This window comes from Leisingera caerulea DSM 24564, assembly GCF_000473325.1.
Classification (GTDB): domain Bacteria; phylum Pseudomonadota; class Alphaproteobacteria; order Rhodobacterales; family Rhodobacteraceae; genus Leisingera; species Leisingera caerulea.
Genome location: NZ_AXBI01000011.1, coordinates 42,146 through 64,031, shown reverse-complemented (window position 1 = coordinate 64,031; position 21,886 = coordinate 42,146). Strand labels below are relative to the sequence as shown.

The window sequence follows — 21,886 nt, the reverse complement described above, 5'->3', positions numbered from 1 at the left end:
ACGCATGGCAGACACCGAACAGCAAGGCAGCGGCCTGGCACTGACCGGGCTGACACAGCAGGAGGCAGAGGCCGCCCGCCGCACATACGGCTGGAACGAGCTGCCGAGGGCCAAGCGGGCCGGGCCGCTGCGGGTGTTCCTGCGCCAGTTCAGCAATTTCCTGGTGGTGATCCTGATCGTGGCCGGGATCATCGCTTTTACCCTGGGCGAATATGCCGACACGCTGGCGATCGGGCTGGTGATTGCGCTGAACGGGGTGCTGGGGTTCGTGCAGGAATGGCGGGCGGAAACCGCGCTGGAGAGCCTGCGCAGCATGCTGTCGCCGCAGGCCTTGGTGCTGCGCGACGGGCGCGAGCGGCTGATTGCGGCGCGGGAACTGGTGCCCGGCGATCTTGTCATTCTGGAGGCCGGCGCCCGGATCCCGGCCGATGCAATCGTGCAGGAGGCCGCCGGGCTGCGGGTGGATGAAAGCGCCCTGACCGGCGAATCCGTTCCCATCGACAAGGCCCCCGGCGCGGAAGCTGCCGAGGTTCACGCCGGCACCGTGGTGGCCGCCGGGCGGGCGCTGGCGGAGGTGACCGCCACCGGCGCGCAGACCTCGTTCGGCAAGATCGCCTCGCTGACGGGTTCGGTGGGCCTGAAGAAAACCAACCTGCAGGTGCAGCTGGGCCGCCTGGCCCGGCAGCTGGGATTTGCCGCCTTGGCGATTGCCAGCGCCATTCTGGCGCTTGGGCTGTATATGGGGCGCGACGTGGCCGAGATGTTCATGACCGGCCTGTCGCTGTCGGTGGCGATGGTGCCCGAGGGGCTGCCCGCGGTGGTCACCATCACCCTGGCGCTGGGGGCGGCGGCGATGGTGCGCCAGCAGGCGCTGGCCCGCCGCCTGCAGGCGGTGGAAACGCTGGGGGCGGCGTCGGTGATCTGCACCGACAAGACCGGCACGCTGACGGAAAACAAGATGACGGTGACGCAGGTCTGGACCTTGGACCGTGTCTATCAGGTCACGGGCACCGGCTATGACCCGGCCGGCCATATCGCCTATGACGGCGCGGTCACCGGTGCCAAGGAGGACGCTGTGCTGGCCGCCATTCTGGAGGCCGGGCTGACCTGCACCCACGCCAGCCTGCACCGCGAAGGCGATCACTGGGAGATGACCGGTGCCCCCACCGAGGGCGCGCTGGTCACCCTGGGCTACAAGGGCTGGGCGGATCTGCCGCCGCCGGACAGCGTGCTGGCGGAAATCCCCTTCAGCAGCGAACGCAAGCGGATGAGCGTGCTGGTGCGCAGCCGCGGTGGCGGGGCCAAGGTCCTGACCAAGGGCGCGCCGGAGCAGGTGCTGCGGATTTGCAGCCAGGTGATGACGCAGGACGGCCCGCGCAGCCTGGGCGCCGGGGAGGCCGATGCCATCACTGCCGCCTATGAGGCGATGGCAGGGGAGGGGCTGCGGGTGATTGGCCTGGCCGCAGGCGCGGCCCGGGGGGAGGTTATTGCCGAAGAGGATCTGGCCTTCCTGGGGCTGGCCGGGCTGATCGACCCGCCGCGGCCCGAGGTGCGGCCTGCGATCGACGCGGCCCGCTCCGCCGGGATCCGGGTGATCATGATCACCGGCGACAGCCCGCTGACCGCGCAGGCGATTGCCGGCCAGCTGGGCCTGCCGCCTGCAAGGACGGTCACCGGCGATGAGCTGGAAGCGCTGGAAGACGCCGGATTGAGCCAGCTTTTGCAGGGGGAGGTGCTGTTTGCCCGCACCCGGCCCGCCCACAAGATGCGGATCGTCTCGGCGCTGCAGGCACAGCATCAGATTGTGGCGATGACCGGCGACGGCGTGAATGACGCGCCAGCGCTCAAGAAGGCCGACATTGGTGTTTCAATGGGGGTGCGGGGGACCGATGTGGCCAAGGATGCCTCTGACCTGGTGCTGCTGGACGACAATTTCGCCACCATCGTGCGGGCCATCGGCGAGGGGCGGCGGCAGTTCGGCAATGTGCGCAAGTTCGTGCGCTACCTGCTGTCCTCGAACGCCGGTGAAGTCATTGCGCTGCTGATCAACATCCTGATCGGCGGGCCGCTGATCTTCCTGGCGACCCAGATTCTGTGGATGAACCTGGTCACCGACGGGGTGACGGCGGTGGCGCTGGGGCTGGAGAAGGGCGAGCCGGACCAGATGGAGCATCCCCCGCGCAGGAAAGACACGCCGATTGTGGGGAAAGCCGGCCTGCTGACCATTCTGGCGCTGGGGCTTTATACCGGGCTCGCCAGCCTGTGGCTGTTTCTGCATCTGTTGGATGGCAACGAGGATCTGGCCCGCACCGCCGCCTTTACCGCCATGGTCATTTTTGAAAAAGCCAGCGTATTTGCCTTCCGCTCGCTGCATCTGCCGTGCTGGCGGATCGGCTTTTTCACCAACCCGTTCCTGCTGGCCGCCCTAACGGTGACCATCGGGGCGCAGGTGGCGGCGGTATACTGGCCGCCGCTGCAGGCGCTGCTGCACACGGTGCCGCTGCAAGGCGACCAGTGGATGCTGATCGGCCTGCTGGTGCTGCCCATCCTGCTGGTGCCCGAGATCCTGAAGACGCTGCGCTATTTCGCCAGCCGCCGCCAGCAGGGGCGGGCCGTCGCACAGGCGTGAATGATCGGGGCCTGAATGATCGGGGGCCTGATTGATCGGGATCATGGCATCCGCGTGCAGACCTGATCTACTGACTGGCGCGGTGTGCATGCCCGCCTGCCGCGATCCATTTGCCGGAGGCCCGCCATGCAACGCAAAACCTCTCTTATCGTGCTCAGCAGAGACACCAGCGATGCGGCGGTCACCGCCGCAGCCGAGGCCGCCCGGAAACAGGACGCCTATCTGGCCTGCCTGCTGCTGGAGACTTTGCCTGCCCGGCCCTACTTCATGTCCGGCGCAACCGCCTTTGGCTCGGCGGCGATGCCGGCGGACTGGGTTGACCGGTTCGCGGAGTCGAAATCGGCGATAGAAACCCGGGCCGCCGGAATTAACGGGCTGCTGGCACAGAGCGGCTGTTCCGGCGACGTTCAGTATGCGGTGTCTGCGGGTGCCGAAATCCGGCTGCTGTGCGCGCGCCGCGCCATGTCCTGCGACATTGCCGGGTTCGCCGGGGGGGTCAGGGAAAAAGACGGGGTCTTCCGGGAGGCGCTGCACGGCCTGCTGTTCCAGTCGCCGGTTCCGGTGATCTTGAACAGCGCGCCGTTTGCAAGCTACAGCCGCATCTTCCTGGCGTGGAACAGCAGCCTGGCCGCCTCCCGCGCGGCCCATGCGGCGCTGCCCTGGATGCGCCGCGCGCAGGAGGTTGTCATCGGGTGCTTTGACCCGGATCTGACAGACGAGCGGGACGGCGAGGACCCCGGCACGGATGCCGCGGCATGGCTCAGCCACCACGGCTGCACTGTGACCGTCTCGCAATTCCTCAGCGGCGGGCATGATGTCGGCCGCGCCATCCAGGACCGTGCGCGGGAAGCCGGGGCGGATCTGGTGGTCATGGGCGCCTATGGCCATTCCCGCCTGCGCGAGGCGGTGTTCGGCGGCACCACCAGAACGATGATCGAACAGACAGAACTGCCGGTTCTGTTTGCCCATTGATCCGGCAGTGCCGCCTTTGCCAAGTCCGGACCGCCGCCGCTTGACCTTGCTCAAGGCGGCAGGGCGGCGGCGCTGCTAATCTGCCACGGGGGTAAGCCAATGCATCCGGGAGAAACCCAGCAGGCCGAAGCGGTGGCCTTTCTGAGCAGCCCGTCAGCCTATGGGTCTGACGGGCCCGTTGAAGTGGTCACGACGCACTCCGCCCATGTGTTCCTGACCGGCGGCCTGGCGTTCAAGATCAAGCGGGCAGTGCGCTACAGCTATCTGGACTTTTCATCGCTTGACTCGCGCAAGGCTGTTCTGGAGCGCGAGCTTGCCCTCAATGCCCCGGCAGCCCCCGAAATCTATGACCGGGTGGTTGCGGTGACCCGCGACGCCTCAGGGGGGCTGGCGCTGGACGGCGCGGGGGCTCCGGTCGAGTACGTTCTGCGGATGCACCGGTTCCCGCGGGAGGCGGAGCTGAGCCGTATCGCCGATGCCGGCGGGCTGTCCGTTGAATTGGCAGGCCGGCTTGGCAGCGCGGTGGCCGCCTATCATGCGGATGCGGAGAGGCGGGGTGCCGACGGTGCCGTGCTGATCCGGGAGATCATAGATGAGCTGCGGGAGGCTTTTGACGCCATGGAGCCGGTGCTGGGCCGCGGCAGGGTGGCGGCGTTTCTGGACAGAGCCGATCAGGTCTTTGCGCAGGCCGCGCCGCGTCTCACGGAGCGCTCAGCCGCGGGCTATGTGCGCAGGTGCCACGGGGATCTGCATCTGAGAAACCTTGTGCTGATCAACGGCAGGCCGGTGCCCTTTGACGCGCTGGAGTTCGATGAGCGGCTGGGCACCTGCGACGTGTTTTATGACTTTGGCTTTTTGCTGATGGATCTGCTGCACCGGGGCGCGGCAGCGCAGGCGAATGCGGCGCTGAACAGCTATTTGCAGGCGGCGGGGGACTATGGCGGGCTGGCTGCGCTGCCGCTGTTCATGGCGCTGCGGGCCGCGATCCGGGCGATGGTCACGGTGCAGGGGATGGCCGGCAGCGGCTCCGAAGAGGCTGCCGGGGACGCCCGCAGCTATCTGGATCTGGCGGCGGACTGCCTTGCCGCCGCGCCGCCGCGGCTGGTGGCGGTTGGCGGGCTGTCGGGCACCGGCAAAACCACGGTTGCGGCGCGCGTCGCGCCGCTGCTGCGGCCCGCGCCCGGCGCGGTGCACCTGCGCAGCGATGTGGAGCGCAAGGCGCTGTTCGGCGCCGCCCCGCTGGACCGGCTGCCGGCCGAAGGCTATGGCCCGGACGTCACCGCAAAAGTCTACGCCCGGCTGCTGGATCTGGCAGAGCAGGCCCTGCGCGCCGGCCACAGCGTTATCGTTGATGCGACTTTTCTGGAGGCGGGTTACCGGAAACAGGCGCTGGCGCTGGCGGCGCGGCTGGGGGTGCCCTTTGATGGCATCTGGCTGCATGCTGATCCGGCCGTGCTGGAGCAGCGGATCGCCGCCCGCACCGGCGATGCCTCGGATGCGGATGCGGATGTGCTGCACGCGCAGCTGAAGCGCAGCGCGGACCCGGCCGGCTGGACCCGGATCGCCTGCGGCGGCGAGGCCGGACAGGTGGCCGGGCTGGTGCAGGACACCCTGTTCCCGGCGTGATCCGGACCGGCTGCTGTGCGGCGAGAGGCACTACGCTGAGCCGGATAACCTCAATCAATGCAGGCCGGACGCCGCGGGCGTAACGTTGTGCAACCACCTGAGGAGGAACATGATGTACAAGAATGTGCTTGTGCCCATCGCACCGGATCACGGCTCCAACACTGCCGCTGCAATGGAGGCCGCCCGGCTGCTGGCAGACAGCGGCGGCAAGATCACCGCGCTCACCGTGGCCGAAGCCATTCCCGGATATGTGGTTCAGCAGCTGCCGGAAGGTCTGCTGGAGCATACCCATGACGAAATGCTGGCGTCGCTCAAGGCCGATCTGGGCGGGGTGAAAGACGTCAAGGCTGTGGTTGTCACCGGCCATGCCGGTCGCGCGATTACCGATTATGCCGATCAGCAGGGCGCCGATTGCATCGTCATCGCGTCGCACCGGCCCGGGCTGCAGGACTATTTCCTGGGATCGACGGCGGCGCGGGTTGTGCGCCACGCCGCCTGCACCGTGGTTGTGATCCGCTAGCTGTCGTGCGCCACCGAGCGGCGGAACAGCAGCAGGCTGGTGGCCAGCAGCGCGGCGCCCAGCAGCGCCATCCACAGGAACTCCGGCCAGACGGTTTCAAAGCCTGCGCCCTTGAAGACGATGGCCTGGCTGGCGGCCATGTAGTGGCGCGAGGGCAGGAAAGTGGTGATGGCCTGCAGCCAGACGGGCTGGCTCTCCACCGGGGTTTCGCCGCCCGACAGCATCAGCATCGGCAGAATGGTCAGCATCACCAACAGCGCAAACTGCGCCATCGAGCGCGCCACGGTTGCCAGGAACACCCCCAGCGCGGTGGCGGTGAACAGAAACAGCGCCGTGCCGCAGAGGAACAGCATCGTGGACCCGGCGATGCGGATGCCCAGGACCCCCTGCATCACAAAGGCCAGCGACAGCGCTGCCCCGGCCAGCACCACCGTGGCGTTGGCCCAGATCTTGGCCGCTGCAATGTCAAAGGGCGACAGCGGCATCGCCAGCAGGTGCTCAATGGTGCCGTGCTCGCGTTCGCGGATCATCGCGGCGCCGGTCAGGATCGTGGTCAGCCACATGATCTGGCCGATCAGCGCGTTGATGCCGGCAAAGCGCACGGTGTCGCGGTTGGGGTTGAAGGCACTGCGGATGATGATGCCCAGGGCCTGCGGCTCTGCCAGGTCGGCACCGATGGCAAAGCGGCGGATCTCGGTGCTGAGGATGCTGGTGATGTACTGCACGCCGATGCCTGCCTGCTCCATCGCGGTGGCATCAACCAGCACCTGGATTTCCGGCACGCGGGCGGCGCGCAGATCCTTTTCGAAGCCGGGCGGCACCGCCACCACAAACAGAAAATCGCCCGCGTCCATCCGCGCGGCGCCGGTGCCGGGGGCGACCTGAACCACCGGCTGAAATTCCGGCGGAAAGAACGCTTCGGCCAGTTTGCGGGACAGGGGCGAGTTGTCCTCGTCGGCAAAGGCGATCGAGGCGTTGTTCACTGAGGTTGCCACGCCTGTTGCCTCCATCACCGGCGACAGCGTGAAGGACCAGACCAGCAGCGCCATCATCACCCAGTCGCGGCGCAGGCTCATCATCTCCTTGAGGCCGAGCCAGAATATGCGGGACAGCCGCCGCATCTATTTCTCCTGCGCGCGCAGCGACAGCGCGGCCAGCAGGGTGAACACCGGGCCGAAGCAGGCCAGCGCCAGGATGTCGGGCAGCAGCGCCTCCCAGCCCAGCCCCTTGGTGAAGGCGCCCACGTTCAGGTGCAGGAAATAGGACGACGGCCACAGCGAGCCGATGGTCTGGGCGCCGCCCTCCAGCGTTGAGACCGGCTGCAGCAGGCCGGAGAACTGGATTGTCGGCACCACCGACGCGATAGTGGTTGCAAAGGTTGCCGCCACCTGGCTGGAGGTCATGGTGGCGATCAGCAGCCCGTAGGAGGTGGCGGCCCAGACATAGAGCAGCGCGCCAAGGGCCAGGGGCAGCGGGTCGCCCTTGAGCGGCACCCCGAAGACCGCGATGGTCATCGCCGTCAGCAGCAGGAAGTTCAGATAGGCGATCACGATATAGGGGATCTGCTTGCCGATCAGGAATTCCAGCCGGGTGGTTGGCGTCACGTAAAAATTGGTGACCGAGCCCAGTTCCTTTTCCCGCGCGACGCTGACCGCCATCAGCACCGCGGGCAGCATGATCAGCAGGATTGCGGGCATCGCAGGCGCCATGGCGGCGATGCTTTCGAAGCTTTGGTTATAGCGGAACCGCGGCTCTATCCGGGCGATTTCGGGCTGGCGGGTGCCGCTGGCGGCAGCCTGGGCGCTTAAAAATGTCTGATGCAGCCCGGCGGCATAGCCCTCGACCGTTTCGCCCTTGAACGGGATGGCGCCATCGACAATGGCCAGCACCTCTGCCGGTTCATTTGCGCGCAGCTTGCGCCCGAAATCGGGCGGCAGCTCAACCACCAGCGACACCTCGCCCGAGACCAGCCGGCTGCGGCCCTCGGCGGCGCTGGCCAGGGGCGGGGTGGGGCGGAAGTAGCGGGAGCCGGAGATTTCCGCCAGATAGGCGCGGCTTTCGGGGCTTTGCGACAGGTCGAGCGCGGCGTAGTCCAGCTCGTCGATGTCCAGCGAGATGCCGAAGCAGAACACCAGCATCAGGATCACCGAGCCGAGGAAGGCAAAGGCCAGGCGCACATGGTCGCGCAGCACCTCCACCGTTTCGCGCCGGGCATAGGCCAGGGCGCGCCCGAGGCCGCCGCCCGTGCTGGCGCGGGCGGCCTGCACGCCGGTCTCCGGCGCGGCGACCGGGGCAGGGGGGTCCGCGGCCTTGAGGATGGAGATGAACGCCTCCTCCAGGCTGTCAGCCGCTTCGGCGGCCATCAGCTCTTCGGGGGTGCCCTCGGCCAGAACCTTGCCCGCGTGCATGAAGGACACCCGGTCGCAGCGTTCGGCCTCGCCCATGAAATGGGTGGAGACGAATATCGTCACCCCCTCGGTGCGCGACAGCTCGACCAGCAGCGCCCAGAACATGTCGCGCGCCTCCGGATCGACGCCGGAGGTCGGCTCGTCCAGGATCAGCACCCGCGGGCGGTGGATCACCGCAACCGCCAGCGACAGCCGCTGCTTGATGCCAAGGGGCAGGGCGGCGGCCAGGGTGGTGCTGTGCGCCGCAAGGCCAAAGCGCCGGGTCAGTTCCGCGACCCGGGCCTCGCGGTCTTTGATCCCGAAAATGCGGGCGTGAAGCTGCAGGTTCTGCTGCACGCTCAACTCGCCATAAAGAGAAAACGCCTGACTCATATAGCCGATCTCGCGGCGCAGCGCGCGGTTGCGGGCATCGACCGGCTTGCCGAACAGCTGCGCCGCGCCGGAGCTGATCGGCAAAAGGCCGGTCAGCATCTTCATGGTGGTCGACTTGCCGCAGCCGTTGGAGCCCAGAAAGCCGAAGATCTCGCCCCGGCCGATGGTGAAATCGACGCTGTCGACCGCAACGAAATCGCCGAAGCGCCGGGTCAGCCCGCGGGCGGTGATGACCGGTTCGGTGCTGATCCGGTGATCGGGCGCCGCGACCTGGATGTCCAGCGGTTCGCCCTGCGCGCGCAGCTGCCGGTAGGCGGTTTCAAGATCGGGCGCGGTGCCTCTCAAGTCTTCCGGGGGGCCTTGGAACAGCACCCGCCCGGCGTCCATGGCGACAATCCAGTCGAAACTCTGCGCCTCCTCCATGTAGGCGGTCGAGACCAGTACCGAGAGGCCGGGGCTTTGGTTGCGGATGGCGCTGACCAGCGCCCAGAACTGGCGGCGCGACAGCGGATCGACCCCGGTGGTCGGCTCATCCAGCACCAGCAGTTCGGGGTCATGGATCAGGGCGCAGCACAGGCCCAGCTTCTGTTTCATGCCGCCCGACAGCCGGCCCATCAGCCGGTCCGCAAAAGGCGCCAGCCCGGTGGCGGTGAGCAGCGCGGCAATGCGGATCTCGCGCTCTTCCTGCCCCTGGCCGAAGAGGCGCGAGAAAAACTCCAGGTTCTCGCGCACTGACAGTTCCGGATAGAGGTTGCGGCCCAGCCCCTGCGGCATGAAGGCAATGGCGGAGCAGACCCGGCGCCGGTGGGCGGCGTTGCCGATCGGGCCGCCCAGCACGTCAATCGACCCGGCCTGCAGTTTCTTGGCGCCGGTGATCAGGCCCAGAAGGGTGGACTTGCCGACCCCGTCGGGACCGATGAACCCCACCAGCCGGCCCGGCGGCAGATCCAGCGTGACCGCGTCCAGGGCGGTATGCTTGCGGTAGCGGTGGCTCACCTCCGCGATGCGGATGCCGGGAGGGCCTCCTGCCGCGGCGGTCATTCGAACAGCTCAGGCGGGATGCGGCGATCCAGCGCTTCGGGCCAGGCCTGGTCCGGGTCCAGCCGGATCACTGCCACCCCGCGCAGGCCGGTCTTCACATGCTCGATCCGCGCCGCCACCAGGTCTTCGGGGATGCGGACCCGGACGCGGAACACCAGCTGCTCGCGCTCGCTGAGGGTCTCGACCTGCTTGGGGGTGAACTGGGCCTCTGGCGAGACAAAGGTGACGGTTGCGGGAATGGCGTAATCGGGCAGCGCGTCCAGCACGATGCGGGCCTCGGCGCCGATCGGCAGGAGACCGGCCTCGCGGGCGGGCAGGAACACCTCCATATAGATGTTCTCAAGGCTGAGCAGCGTCAGGATCGGCCCGCCGGCGCCCACCACCTCGCCCGGTTCTGCCAGCCGGTACAGAACCCGGCCCGGCATCGGCGCGGTCAGGGTGCTGTCCTCGATCTGCGCGGCGATCCGGCGCACCTCGGCCTCTGCCGCCGCGATCCCGGCGTCGGCGGTGGCAACCCGCGCCTGCGCAGCGCCCAGCACCGCCTCTGCAACCTGATGGGCGGTGTCGCGCTCCTCAAAGACGGTTTCGGAGATGTTGTGCCCGGCCAGAAGCGCGGTGGCGCGCTCCAGCTCATGCTCGGCGCGGCGGTGCTCGCTCTGGCGCTGGACAACCAGCGCCTCTGCCTCGGCCTTGGTCTGGCGCGCCAGCGCGGCTTCGGCCTGGGCCCGGTCATGCGCCGCCGACAGCTCGTCAGTGTCCATCACCACCAGAACATCGCCCGCCGCAACCAGGCTGCCCTCCGCCGCCAGAACCTGCGCCACCCGGCCGGCCCTTGCGGGGGCGATCTCCACCTGTTCGGCCTCGATCCGGCCGTTACCCTGAACCAAGCCCTCCGGCAGCTCCGTGCCGTCCTCGGAAACGAACAGGTACATTGCGGCGGCCACTAGCAGCACGGCCGCAGCGGCAAATATTGCGCCTGTTTTCTTTTGCATGGCCACGCGCCCGGTCATCTACAATACCTGCCAAGCGTAATCGGATCTGCGGCGGGATGCCTTGCTCTGCATCAACCCGGCGCCGGTCAGACACAGCGGCCGCCGCTGCGCCTGCGCCGCCTGGCCTTAGGCGCCTGGCCGCTTAGCGCTGCAGGCCGAGCCGGACGCCGCTTGAAGGTCCCGCAGCCTTCCATATAACGCGCGCCATGCCTGCAAAGATATTCTCGATGGAGGCGCGGCAGGACGGCGGTGCCAGGCTCGCGCTCAACTACAAGCACGCCGGCCGCAGCGGTATCCAGCGCCTTTCCTGCGATCTGCCGCAGGCCGGCCTTTTGCAGCTGGTGCTCTTTGCCGAAGCGCTCAGCCTGCGCAAGCGCTTCGGGCAGCTGGTGGCGTCGGATGTGTCGATTGAGGGTCTGGTTGTGTCCTATGACCCGGCACAGCGGGAACTTCATGTCGAGCGGCAGGCTGGCTACTCCCGGCAGACCGCTTTTGTGCCGGTTGAGGTCTTCCAATCCGAAATGGCGGGCATGACGGACATCTGCATTGCCCAGGCCGAGGCGTCAAAGCACGGAGCAGCCCTGAAGCACCTGCTGGCCGGATGCACAGCCCCGGCAAAGCTTGAAGAGCTGCTGGGGCAGGATGAGGCGGATCTGGCGATGCATCAGCTGCGGGAAATTGCATTGCTGCTGCTGGCACAGGAAGCCTCTGCCCGCGGCTCCGCGCTTGGCCGCCAGCTGCGCGGCAAGAAATCGCAGGAACAGGCCCGGCAGGCGGTCAGCGGCCTTGTGCTGGAGCTTGCCGCCGAACTTGTTCCAGTTTCTGCCTGAGCCTGAACGCCCCCTGGGCTGCCCGCGCGCCGCAAAAAAACGTGCCGGCGGCCGCCCTTGCACAGCGCGTCCGCGGATGCGATCGCGGTTGCGCTTGGATTGCGGGGCGGCACCGGCCGGAAGCCGGAGCCCAGGCCGCGCAGGCGCGGAAGTCAAAGCACTCTAAATCGGCACCCCGGTTATGCGCGCGATCAGTTCCAGCGAGTTCCGGGCGCCGAATTTATCCAATAGCCGGGCGCGGTGCGCTTCGACCGTCCGCGGCGAGATGCCGAGCCCGCGCGCGATCTCCTTGCTGGTGAGCCCTTCGGCCATCATTTTGGCCACCTGCCGCTCCCGCGCTGTCATCTCTGTGACCGGGCGCTGCTCGGAAATATCGGCAAAACTCCATACCGACCGGGCAAAAGGCTTGTCCGCGTCAAGCGACTGCCCCCGCACCCGGCACCAGAAATGCGCACCGCCCCGGCGGCACATGATGCGCTCATCTTCGTACTGGCCGGTGCCCTGCATCTTGCGCAGGCCCAGGTCGCCAATGCGCCGGTATTCCTCCATCGACGGGTACAGCACGGAAAGAGACCGCCCTGCGAGTTCCTCCGCCCGGTAGCCGAACATGCGCGCAAACCGGGGGTTGCAGCGGCGGATCAAACGGTTTTCGGCGTAAACCAGGCCGATAGGGGCATGATCGAAGGCAAGGGTTTCAAGGTCGGCATTCATGGGAAATTACGTAATTACACGGATCGCGGGGCCATCGTTACACAATTAGCCTGCCTGCACGTCAAGGGAGACAGATATGGACGCGAAAATAGTCGGCTGGGGCCACACGCAATTCGGTGCGCTGGATCAGAGTTTCGAGGAGCTGATTCAGGCCGCCGCCGCGGAAGCGATTGAGATGGCCTGTGTCGACCCGGCAGAGATTGACGGCATCTGGCTGGGGCATTTCAACAGCGGCATGGTGCCGGACGCCTTTGCGTCGTCGCTTGTGCTGGGCCTGGATGACCGCCTGCGGTTCACCCCTGCAACCCGGGTGGAAAACGCCTGTGCTTCGGGCTCGGCGGCGGTCTATGCGGCGCGCGATGCGATCCGGGCAGGATCGGCCCGGACTGTGCTGGTGATCGGCGCGGAGAAGATGACCTCGCTTGACACCAAAGGGGTGACCGAGGCGCTGGCCGGCGCCTCGTATCAGACCGAGGAGGCCGGGGTCAGCTTTCCGCAGATCTTTGCCCGGATCGCCAGCGGTTATTTCCAGGCCTATGGCGGCCAGTCCGAAACGCTGGCCCGGATCGCCGTCAAGAACCATGCAAACGCGCAGGCCAATCCGCTGGCGCAGATGCGCCGGGACGTGAGCTTTGAGTTCTGCAACACGCCCAGCGACAAGAACCCGGTGATTGCCGCGCCGCTGCGGCTGACGGATTGCTCGCTTATTTCGGACGGCGCCGCCGCGCTGGTGATGGTGGCCGGAGACCGCGGCGGCTTTGAATGCGCGGCGGGGTTCCGCGCCGCCTGCCAGGTCAATGATTTCCTGCCCATGTCGCGGCGGGACATGACCCGCCTTGCAGGTGCGGCGCGTGCGTTTGAAATGGCCTATGACCAGGCCGGCATCGGGGTGAATGACCTCGACCTGGCCGAGGTGCATGACTGTTTCACCATTGCCGAACTGATGATCTATGAGGCGATGGGCCTGGCCCCGGCCGGCCAGGGGGCCCGCGCGGTGGCAGAGGGCACCGTGATGGCCGGCGGCAGCCTGCCTGTGAACCTGTCGGGCGGGCTGAAGGCCAAGGGCCACCCGGTCGGCGCCACCGGTGTGTCCATGCATGTGCTGGCCGCGCAGCAGGTCACCGGACAGGCCGGGCCGCTGCAGAAACCGGGCGCCGGCCTGGCGGGTGTTTTCAACATGGGCGGATCGGGCGTTGCCAATTACTGCTCCATTCTGGAGGCTTGTTCATGACCCCCGCAGAGCGGCTGCACCGAATTGCGCGCCGCGCAGCAACAGGAGCAAAGACATGACTGATCTGACCGGAAAGACCGCACTTGTAACAGGGTCGGTTCAGGGCATCGGGCTGGCTATGGCCAAAGCATTTGCCGGGGCGGGCGCCCGGGTGGCAGTGCACGGGCTGGCCGGCCGGGAACAGGCCCGGGCCGCAATGGCCGAAGTCACGGCTGCCGGCGCGCCGGAAACGCGGTTCTTCGATGCGGACATGCGGGACGCAAACGCGGTCGAAGCCATGATGGCCGAAATGGATGCATGGGGCGGCACCGACATTCTTGCCAACAATGCGGGCATTCAGAAAACGGTTTCCCTGGCGGAGGCCGACGCCGCCACCTGGGAGGCGGTTCTGGGCGTCAACCTGACCGGGGCCTTTCACACGATGCGTCTGGCGATGCCGAAAATGGCCGAGCGCGGATACGGGCGCGTCGTCAATATTGCCTCGGTCCACGGGCTGGTCGCTTCGGTGAACAAGGCGCCCTATGTGGCGTCGAAATTCGGGCTGGTGGGGCTGTCGCGGGTCGCGGCGCTGGAATACGCAGGCCAGGGCAGCCGCGAAACGGGGGGTATCACTGTCAACTGCATCTGCCCCGGCTGGACCGAAACCGCAATCATCGAGCCGCAAGTCCAGGCCCGCGCCGCCCTGCATGGCGGCGACAGGGCTGCGGGGATCGCCGATCTCCTGGCCGAGAAACAACCCTCGCGCCGCACCTCCGACCCCTCCGAGATCGGTGCGCTGGCGCTCTGGCTGTGCGCGCGCGAGGCGCATAATGTCACGGGGACGTCGATCCCCGTCGATGGCGGCTGGACGGCGCAGTAGCCGCCGGGTGACCGCCGCACGCTGGCAAGCGGGCAGTCAGCCTGCAGCCTTGGGCCGCCAGGCCTGCGCGTGAGGGGCGGACAGCGCCAAGAGGTCAACGGCACGGGCAGCCGTCTGGCTGGCGGCCTCTGCTAATGTGGCATGGGCAAGATAGTATGCAGGCACCGGCGGCATAACGATTGCGCCCATCTCGGTCACCGCGGCCATATTGCGCAGATGGGCAAGCGTCAGCGGCGTCTCGCGTGCCAGCAGGATCAGCCGCCTGCGCTCCTTGAGCTGCACGCTGGCGGCCCGTGTCAGCAGATTATCGTCAAGCCCGTGCGCGATTGCTGCCAGGGAGCGCATCGAGCAGGGCGCGACGATCATCCCCGACACCGGAACCGAACCTGAGGCGATAGCTGCGCCGATGTCAGTGACCGCGTGGGTGCGCGCGGCAAGGGCCATGAGCGTTTCCACTGCATCAGGGCCGCATTCTTCGGCCAGCGTGCGCTTGGCGGCGGCGCTGGCCACCAGGTCAATCTCCACTCCGGCTGATGCCAGATGCCGCGCTGCTGCCAGGCTGAGCATTGCCCCCGAGGCGCCCGAAACGCCCAGCACTACCCGCCGCACGCTCACCCCTTCAAGTCCGGCATCAAACGGGCAACCAAATCGGCGGCAAAGGCCTGGTCCTGCGGCGCTCCCTGCATGACCTGCCCCCATTCACGGCTTGTTTCGCTGCCGGTTTTTGTTGTGGCGTCAATGCCGATCTTGCCGGCCAATCCCGGTTGCGGGGACGCGAAATCAAGGTAGTCCATAGGTGTATTCTCCAGGATCATGACATCGCGGGACGGATCCATGCGTGTGGCCAGAACCCAGGCGATGTCGTCCCATTTCCGCGGGTCGGTGTCCGCGTCCACTGCAATCATTATCTTGGTGTAGCTGAATTGCGGCAGCATCCCCCAAAGCGCCATCATCACCCTGCGGGCCTGGCCCGGGTAGCGTTTGTCGATGCTGACAATGGCAATGCGGTAGGAACAGGCGGCCGGCGGCAGCCAAAGGTCGCGAATTTCAGGTATCTGGGCTTGGATCGCGGGCAACGCCAGCCGGTTGAAAACCTCGCCGATGATGGCGGGTTCATCCGGCGGCCGGCCGGTGTAGGTGGACAGGTAAATCGGGTTCTCACGGCAGGTTACCGCGCTGACCTGCATGACGGGAAAGGGCTCGGCCGGATTGTAATACCCGGTGTGGTCGCCAAAGGGGCCTTCGGGCGCTGTTTCATCCGGAGACACCCAGCCTTCCAGAACGATTTCTGCATCGGCAGGCACCATCAGGGGAATGGTTTTGCAGGCGGCCAAGCGCGGCCGGGCGCCGCCCAGGGCCCCGGCAAAGGCCAGTTCCGACACGGTCTCCGGCAACGGCAGCGCAGCGGACATCAGCGTGGCCGGGTCTGCGCCCAGAACCACAGCCGCCGGCATCGGTTCGCCCTGCCTTGCCCAGCTGCGGTGATGCGCGGCGCCGCCGCGGTGCGGCAGCCAGCGCATGATCAGCTGCGAGCGGTCCAGCACCTGGGTTCTGTACACGCCCGCATTATAGCTGCTGACGTTTTCCGGGGCGCTGCCGTGCGGGCGGGTGATCACCACCGGCCAAGTGATCAGCGGCCCCGCATCCCCGGGCCAATGGGTCTGCACCGGAAGGTTTGACAAGCTGGCCTCCGGCCCCTCATGGATGACGGCCTGCACCGGCGCGGTTTTCACCATCTTCGGCCGGGCGGCCAGCGCCGCCTTCAGCATGGGCCAGCGCGACAGGGCATCCCGCAGGCCATCGGGCGGGGCGGGCGATCTGAGCGCAGCCAGAAAGGCCCCCAGATCGTCCAGCTGAGATTGAGAGACCCCCAGCCCGGCGGCCGCCCGGTCAGCGGTCCCGAAGAGGTTCGCCACAACCGGAATGTCCGAAATCCGGCCATCGTCCAAAACCGGACGGTCGAATTGCAGCACCGGCCCCCCGGCTTCCAGCACTGCGCGGTGCACTGCCGTCATCCGGTGGCGCACGGAAACCGGATCCGGAACCCGCCGGAACTGGCCGGTTGCAGCGCACCAGTCGAGGAAATGGCGCAGGCTGGGATATGGCGGATGCGTGCGAACGGGACTGCTCCAAGGCTGAATTCCGCTGAGCCCTAGCAGAGTTTCGCACCGCGAATTTGACGCACGACAAACTTGGGCGGCGGACCGGGGCCTAGAACACACCAGCGACCGAAGTAACCGGCGGAAAAGGATTTCTTTGTTGACCCGAACCCGGATCCCCCAATGTCCCGCAGCGCTTGCGCGCCTGCTGCGAATACTGCCCCTCGGGCCATTGTCCCTTTCGCTGACGGCCTGCTCGCGCCGTATCGCCAGGCGCCATCCCGGCCTGTTCCGCCGCTTGGGAGAGCACAGCCGCACGCGGTTTGTCCTGGATCCCACCGACCTGCCCGTTGTTCTTTGCCTTGATCCGAACGATGGCCTCCCGTCGGTCCGCGCCACACGCCGCAGCTGTGACGGAGCCGCCCGGATTTCCGGCCCGCTGGCAGCGCTGCTGGGACTGGTCCACGGTGCCTATGACGGGGACGCCCTGTTTTTCTCGCGTGATCTTGTGATCGAAGGCGATACCGCTGCGGCGCTGGCCCTCCGCAATGCCGTGGATGACGCTGAGCTGGATATTTCCCAGGAGATTGCTGCCATGTCCGGGCCGTTTTCCGGCCTTCTGCTGCAGGCCGCGGGGTTTGCCGGGCGGCGCACAGGTGTCTGCCTGGCCCGTCCAGCGGAGGACGCGGCATGGTGATGGAAATCGTCTGCCCGGCCGGCACGCCCGCCGCGCTGCGGGCCGCGGTCAAAGCCGGAGCGCATACTGTCTATTGCGGCTTCAACGACGAGACCAACGCCCGCAATTTTCCCGGGCTGAACTTCGACCGCAGCGAGATGCGCGACGGCGTGGCCTTTGCCCACAGCCATGGCGCCAAGGTCCTGGTGGCGGTCAATACCTTTCCGCGCGCAGGCGATCAGCCTGTCTGGCACCGCGCCATCGACGATGCCGAAAACGCCGGAGCCGATGCCGTCATCCTGGCCGACCCGGGTTTGCTGGACTATGCCGCGCGCACCCACCCCGGCCTGCGCCTGCATCTTTCTGTGCAAGCCGCCGCCGCCAATGCGGACATTATCAACTACTATGCCAGGACCTTTGGTGTGAAACGGGTGGTGCTGCCGCGGGTTCTCTCGGTGCCGGAAATCGCCGCCATCAATGCCGAAACAGAGGCCGAGACCGAAGTTTTCGTCTTTGGCGGCCTGTGCGTGATGGCTGAGGGGCGCTGTTCGCTGTCCTCTTATGCGACCGGGCTGTCACCGAACATGAACGGCGTCTGCTCTCCCGCCAGCCATGTGGAGTATCACAACGACAACGGCGCGCTGGATGCCAAGCTTGGCGGATATACGATCCACCGTGCGGCAAAGGATGAGCCTGCCCCGTATCCGACACTCTGCAAAGGCTGCTTTTCCGCCGGCGGCCAAACCGGCCACCTGTTTGAAGACCCGGCAAGCCTGAATGCCGAGCAACTGATCCCGCAGCTGCACAAGGCCGGTGTCACGGCGCTGAAGATCGAAGGGCGGCAGCGCTCCAAGTCGTATGTGGCGCAAGTCGTGCGCAACTTCCGCGCCGCCGTTGATGCGCTGGAGGCAGGCCAGCCGCTGCCGCAGGGGATGCTGGCGCGCCTGTCCGAGGGTCAGGCCATGACCACCGGCGCCTACAAGAAGACCTGGAGATAACAGCATGGAACTGACTGTCGGGCCGAACCAATTCTTCTGGCCGGCCGAACAATGGAGCACGTTCTACCGCGAACTGGCCGGAACCCCCGTTGACCGGGTCGTCCTGGGTGAGCTGGTGTGCTCCAAACGCCTGCCATTCTATCAGGACCGCATCCCGGAGGCGCTGGCTGCCCTGGCTGATGCAGGCAAGGAGGCAGTGCTGACCAGCCTGGCGCTGGTGACCCTCAAGCGCGAGCGCAAGCTGACCGCAGAACTGGCGGAAATGGGGGTGACGGTTGAAATCAACGACCTGACAGCGCTGGCGAATTTGCCCCAGGGCACCGGTTTTCACGTCGGGCCGCTGATAAACGTCTATAACGAGGGGACATTGGCCTGGCTGGCGTCGCTGGGGGCCAAACGCGTCTGCCTGCCGCCGGAATTGCCGCTCGCCTCGGTTGAGACGCTGGCCCGGGCGGCAAGCGGGCTGGGTGTAGCCATTGAGGTCTGGGGCCATGGCCGGCTGCCGCTGGCGGTATCCGGGCGCTGCTATCACGCGCGCCTGCACAAGCGGACCAAAGACAACTGCCAGTTTGCTTGCGAAGCGGACCCGGACGGGCTGGAAGTGCGCACGCTGGAGGGTCAGCCCTTTATGGCCATGAACGGCGTGCAGACCCTGTCGGACAGCTATGCCTGCGCGGACTACCACATCGAGGCCCTGGCCGCAGCGGGGGTTTCCGCCCTGCGCCTGTCACCGCAATCGCACGGGTTTTCCGGCCTTTGCCAAGCCTACCGCGCGCGTTTGAACGGAGAGTCGCCCCGCGGGGCTCTTGCCAGCGAGGTCCGGAAAATCTCGCCGGACATCCGGCTGAGCGACGGGTTCCTGACAGGGCCGTGCGGAGCCTCCTGGTCCGCAGATCCGGCCTCGGCTTGATTTCGGGGCGGGATTTCAGCGCGTTCTGGGACGCGCCGCACCGCCCGCTTTTCCTGTCTGCGTTCCTGTGCGCACTGCTGACTGTGGCTTGGTGGCCATTGGGCGTCCGACTGGGCTTGCCTGCCCCGGCTTTTCCGACTGCCGTTTTGTGGCATGTCCATGAGCTGATCTTTGGCTTCACCGCCGCGGCAATCGGCGGCTATCTTCTGACGGCGTTGCCCGGCTGGACCGCGCAGCCGCCATTGCGCGGCACAGGTTTGAAGGCATTGACGCTGGCCTGGGTCCTGGCACGGATCGCAACTGCCGGTTTCGAAGCGCTGCCGTTTGCGGTGCCGCTATTGCTCAATGCGGCTTTCTTCCTTGGCCTCTCCGTCTTCCTTTGCCGGCAGATTGCCGCAGCCAAGGCCTATCGCAAGCTGGGGCTGGCCGCGGCAGTTCCAGCCCTGGGCGCCGGCGAAGCCGTTTTCCTGACCGGAGCGGCCGCCGGCGATATATGGGGCTGCCTTGCGCTTGCCCGGATTATCCTGACCGGCCTGATCCTGCTGATGTTCAGCGCCGGCGCGCGAGCGGTCCCTGCATTTACGCGCAACTGGCTGGCGCAGCAGGGCTATTCAGGCCCGCCGGTGCAGGGCTGGACGCGGCTGTGCTTCTTGCCGCAGGGGCTGCTGGCACTGGTGGTGGTCCTGACACTGGCCGGCTTTTCCGGCGCGGCCCATGCAGCATTGATTGCGTCAGCGGTGACAATGCTCTGGACCATGAAGGGCTGGCGCACCTGCGCGACGCTTCGCAATCCGCTGCTGGCAGCGCAGCACATGGCTTTTCTCTGGCTGCCGCTTGGCGCGCTGGCCATCGGGGCCGCCGGGCTTGGCTTTTCCGGCTACCCAATGGCAGCGGCTGTCCACGCGATTACCATCGGGGCCATGCCGGGGCTGATCATGGCCATTGCCGGGCGGGCCGCCTGCCACGCCCCGGACGGGACAATGCGGGCCGGTTCCGGATTCAAGGCCGGGGTTGTTCTGGTCTGGCTCACGGCGTGGGTCCGGTTGGCGGTTCCCCTTTTTCCTGCGCATGCCGAAACCCTGATAACTGCCGCAGCGCTGCTTTGGTGTGCGGGATGGCTGGCCTTCGTCGCGGGTTTCCTGCCCGCCCTGTCCGGCCCGGTCCGCCGCCCGGTCCTGAGCGGGCGCAGCGTCGGAAAGCCATGATCGCGTACCGGCAGAACAGAGGGCTAAATGAAAATTGCAGATGAAGCCTTCTTGAACACGCGGCAGGACTGACCGGTAGCGGTCTGAACGGCCAGGCATAGCTCCGGGGCAGAGTGAAACAGCTATTGGGTGATCAGATCGCTGGCTTTTTCCCCGATCATGATCGCAGGCGCATTGGTATTGCCGGAGACGATTTCCGGCATGATTGAGCAATCGGCCACCCGCAGCCCCCGGACCCCATGCACCCGCAAACCGGCGTCCACCACTGCGTCCGGGCCCTGGCCCATCCTGCAGGTTCCCGTCGGGTGGTAGATCGAAACGGAATTGCTGCGCGCCCAGTCCAGCGTGCCGTCATAGTCTTCCATCTCCAGGCTGGAATGGGGCCGGAACTCTTCCGCAATCTTGGAGGACAACGGGCTGTGGCGGGCAATCCGCCGGGCGATGTTCACACCATCCACAATAGTCCGGCAATCGGTCTCCGCCGACAGGTAATTGGGTATGATTTTCGGATAGCTCTCCGGGTCCGGCCCGTTCAGCCGGATCTCGCCGCGGCTTTCGGGGCGCAGCTGGCAGACCGACATGGTGAAGGCCGAGAACGGATGGACCCCCTCGCCGGGGCTGTCCGCCGACCAGGGCTGAACATGGAACTGAATATCAGGTGTGGCCACATCAGGCCGGGTTTTCATGAAGCCGGTTGCAAGGCTCGCGGCCATGGTCATCGGCCCGGCCCGGAACAGCGCGTATTTCAATGCGATCCGCATCTGATTGAACAGGCTGCGCACCTCGTCGTTCAGCGTCGGCTCGTTGCACTTGTAAACCAGCCGCGCCTGCAGATGGTCTTGCAGCCCCTGGCCAACGCCCGGCAAATCGACCAGAGGTTCAATTCCATTGGCCTTCAGCTGCGCTGCTGGTCCGATTCCCGACAGCATCAGGGTCTGCGGCGAGTTGATCGCACCAGCAGACAGGATGACTTCCTTGCGCGCTGTAATGGTCTGCCGCCGGCCTGCCTGGTCCAGATAGGTGACGCCCGTCGCCTGGCGCCCGTCCAGGTTGATCTTTTCCACCAGGGCATGGGTGATGATCTGCAGGTTGGCCCGGCTCCGCGCCGGTTTCAGAAACGCCACCGCCGCGCTGCAGCGGCGGCCGTTGCGGGTGGTCAGCTGAAAATAGCCGACGCCCTCCTGCCTGGCGCCATTGTAATCCGGGTTGAATGGGTATCCGGCCTCCTGCGCCGCGGCGACCCAAGCATCGCAGATCGGGCGCTGAATGCGCATGTTGGAGACCGCCAGCGGCCCGCCGGTGCCGTGATATTCATCAGCGCCGCGCTCCTGATCCTCGGAGCGCTTGAACAATGGCAGCACATCCTCCCAGCCCCAGCCTTCGTTGCCCATCTGGCGCCAGCGGTCATAGTCCTCTTTCTGGCCGCGCACATAAAGAAGCCCGTTCAGCGAGGATGACCCGCCCAGAACCTTGCCCCGCGGCCAGTCGATCGAACGGCCATTGAGACCCGGATCCGGTTCGGTCTTGTAACACCAGTCAACGGACGGGTTGTGCATGGTTTTGAAGTAGCCGACCGGAATATGAATCCAGGGATTTATGTCCCGCCCGCCGGCCTCCAGCAGAACCACCTTGCTGCGCGGATCCGCACTCAGCCGGTTTGCGACAACACAGCCGGACGACCCTGCGCCGATGACAATGAAATCCGCCTCCAAAACCGTCCCTCCCGATCCCTCGATGAAAAAACTTCTATACAGGATGTGCAAATTGATCTAGCGTTTTTTGATACTAAACGTCTCAATAATTGATG

The 21,886-nt window shown here is 66.4% G+C and carries 18 protein-coding genes; 11 read left to right on the top strand and 7 right to left on the bottom strand.

All coding sequences use genetic code 11. The annotated features are described in order from the left end of the window. The first annotated feature begins 4 nt into the window (after positions 1-4). The 4 genes from CAER_RS27220 (at position 5) to CAER_RS0101700 (ending at position 5,747) form a co-directional block, all read left to right on the top strand. A complete protein-coding gene (locus tag CAER_RS27220; RefSeq protein ID WP_036796753.1) occupies positions 5-2,629 on the top strand; it encodes a cation-translocating P-type ATPase in 2,625 nt (874 codons plus the stop codon). Positions 2,630-2,755: 126 nt separating this feature from the next. Further along, the gene (locus CAER_RS0101710; RefSeq protein WP_027233779.1) at positions 2,756-3,601 is read left to right on the top strand and encodes a universal stress protein; all 846 of its coding nucleotides are present in this window, start codon (positions 2,756-2,758) and stop codon (positions 3,599-3,601) included. 99 nt (positions 3,602-3,700) lie between these two features. Then, a complete protein-coding gene (locus CAER_RS27215) occupies positions 3,701-5,227 on the top strand; it encodes a bifunctional aminoglycoside phosphotransferase/ATP-binding protein (protein ID WP_036796751.1) in 1,527 nt (508 codons plus the stop codon). Positions 5,228-5,339: 112 nt separating this feature from the next. Next, positions 5,340-5,747 (top strand): universal stress protein, encoded by a 408-nt coding sequence (locus tag CAER_RS0101700; protein ID WP_027233778.1) that lies wholly within the window; start codon positions 5,340-5,342, stop codon positions 5,745-5,747. Here CAER_RS0101700 and CAER_RS0101695 read toward each other — a convergent pair. From CAER_RS0101695 to CAER_RS0101685, 3 genes are read right to left on the bottom strand one after another with little or no spacing between them, the layout of a single operon-like run. Next, complete coding sequence (locus CAER_RS0101695) at positions 5,744-6,868, bottom strand: ABC transporter permease (RefSeq protein WP_027233777.1); 1,125 nt, start codon at positions 6,866-6,868, stop codon at positions 5,744-5,746. The genes CAER_RS0101700 and CAER_RS0101695 overlap by 4 nt on opposite strands. After that, positions 6,869-9,568 (bottom strand): ribosome-associated ATPase/putative transporter RbbA, encoded by a 2,700-nt coding sequence (gene rbbA / locus CAER_RS0101690; protein ID WP_027233776.1) that lies wholly within the window; start codon positions 9,566-9,568, stop codon positions 6,869-6,871. After that, positions 9,565-10,560 (bottom strand): HlyD family secretion protein, encoded by a 996-nt coding sequence (locus CAER_RS0101685; RefSeq protein ID WP_027233775.1) that lies wholly within the window; start codon positions 10,558-10,560, stop codon positions 9,565-9,567. The genes rbbA and CAER_RS0101685 overlap by 4 nt, the downstream gene beginning before the upstream one ends. 206 nt (positions 10,561-10,766) lie before the next feature. On the opposite strand from CAER_RS0101685, the gene CAER_RS0101680 reads away from it, so the two are divergent. Next, positions 10,767-11,390, top strand: a complete 624-nt coding sequence (locus CAER_RS0101680) for a hypothetical protein (protein ID WP_027233774.1) — start codon at positions 10,767-10,769, stop codon at positions 11,388-11,390. Positions 11,391-11,552: 162 nt separating this feature from the next. Here the strand turns inward: CAER_RS0101680 and CAER_RS0101675 are convergent, their stop codons facing one another. Next, positions 11,553-12,101, bottom strand: coding sequence for a PAS and helix-turn-helix domain-containing protein (locus tag CAER_RS0101675; protein ID WP_027233773.1), 549 nt, complete (start codon positions 12,099-12,101; stop codon positions 11,553-11,555). Positions 12,102-12,177: 76 nt separating this feature from the next. On the opposite strand from CAER_RS0101675, the gene CAER_RS0101670 reads away from it, so the two are divergent. Both CAER_RS0101670 and CAER_RS0101665 read left to right on the top strand, forming a co-directional pair. Beyond that, positions 12,178-13,332 carry a thiolase domain-containing protein gene (locus tag CAER_RS0101670; protein ID WP_027233772.1) on the top strand — a complete coding sequence of 385 codons (1,155 nt, stop codon included), beginning with the start codon at positions 12,178-12,180 and terminating at the stop codon, positions 13,330-13,332. Between the two features lie 55 nt (positions 13,333-13,387). Next, on the top strand, positions 13,388-14,191 hold the full coding sequence (locus CAER_RS0101665) for an SDR family NAD(P)-dependent oxidoreductase (protein ID WP_027233771.1): 804 nt from the start codon (positions 13,388-13,390) through the stop codon (positions 14,189-14,191). 36 nt (positions 14,192-14,227) lie between these two features. Here CAER_RS0101665 and CAER_RS0101660 read toward each other — a convergent pair whose 3' ends face one another. Next, on the bottom strand, positions 14,228-14,806 hold the full coding sequence (locus CAER_RS0101660) for a UbiX family flavin prenyltransferase (RefSeq protein WP_027233770.1): 579 nt from the start codon (positions 14,804-14,806) through the stop codon (positions 14,228-14,230). Continuing rightward, entirely contained in the window at positions 14,803-16,332 is a 1,530-nt protein-coding gene (locus CAER_RS0101655; protein ID WP_027233769.1) for a UbiD family decarboxylase, read from the bottom strand. Before CAER_RS0101655 ends, CAER_RS0101660 begins: the two co-directional genes overlap by 4 nt. Positions 16,333-16,447: 115 nt before the next feature. On the opposite strand from CAER_RS0101655, the gene ubiT reads away from it, so the two are divergent. The 4 genes from ubiT to CAER_RS0101635 are packed head-to-tail and all read left to right on the top strand — an operon-like array spanning position 16,448 to position 20,079. After that, complete coding sequence (gene ubiT / locus CAER_RS0101650) at positions 16,448-16,987, top strand: ubiquinone anaerobic biosynthesis accessory factor UbiT (RefSeq protein WP_457911918.1); 540 nt, start codon at positions 16,448-16,450, stop codon at positions 16,985-16,987. Beyond that, entirely contained in the window at positions 16,987-17,964 is a 978-nt protein-coding gene (ubiU, locus tag CAER_RS0101645) for a ubiquinone anaerobic biosynthesis protein UbiU (protein ID WP_027233767.1), read from the top strand. Before ubiT ends, ubiU begins: the two co-directional genes overlap by 1 nt. Positions 17,965-17,968: 4 nt before the next feature. Then, positions 17,969-18,874 (top strand): ubiquinone anaerobic biosynthesis protein UbiV, encoded by a 906-nt coding sequence (gene ubiV, locus CAER_RS0101640; protein ID WP_027233766.1) that lies wholly within the window; start codon positions 17,969-17,971, stop codon positions 18,872-18,874. Beyond that, complete coding sequence (locus CAER_RS0101635; protein ID WP_084299339.1) at positions 18,835-20,079, top strand: NnrS family protein; 1,245 nt, start codon at positions 18,835-18,837, stop codon at positions 20,077-20,079. Before ubiV ends, CAER_RS0101635 begins: the two co-directional genes overlap by 40 nt. A 122-nt stretch (positions 20,080-20,201) precedes the next feature. Here CAER_RS0101635 and CAER_RS0101630 read toward each other — a convergent pair whose 3' ends face one another. Next, positions 20,202-21,791, bottom strand: a complete 1,590-nt coding sequence (locus tag CAER_RS0101630; protein WP_027233764.1) for a GMC family oxidoreductase — start codon at positions 21,789-21,791, stop codon at positions 20,202-20,204. Positions 21,792-21,886: the final 95 nt, after the last annotated feature.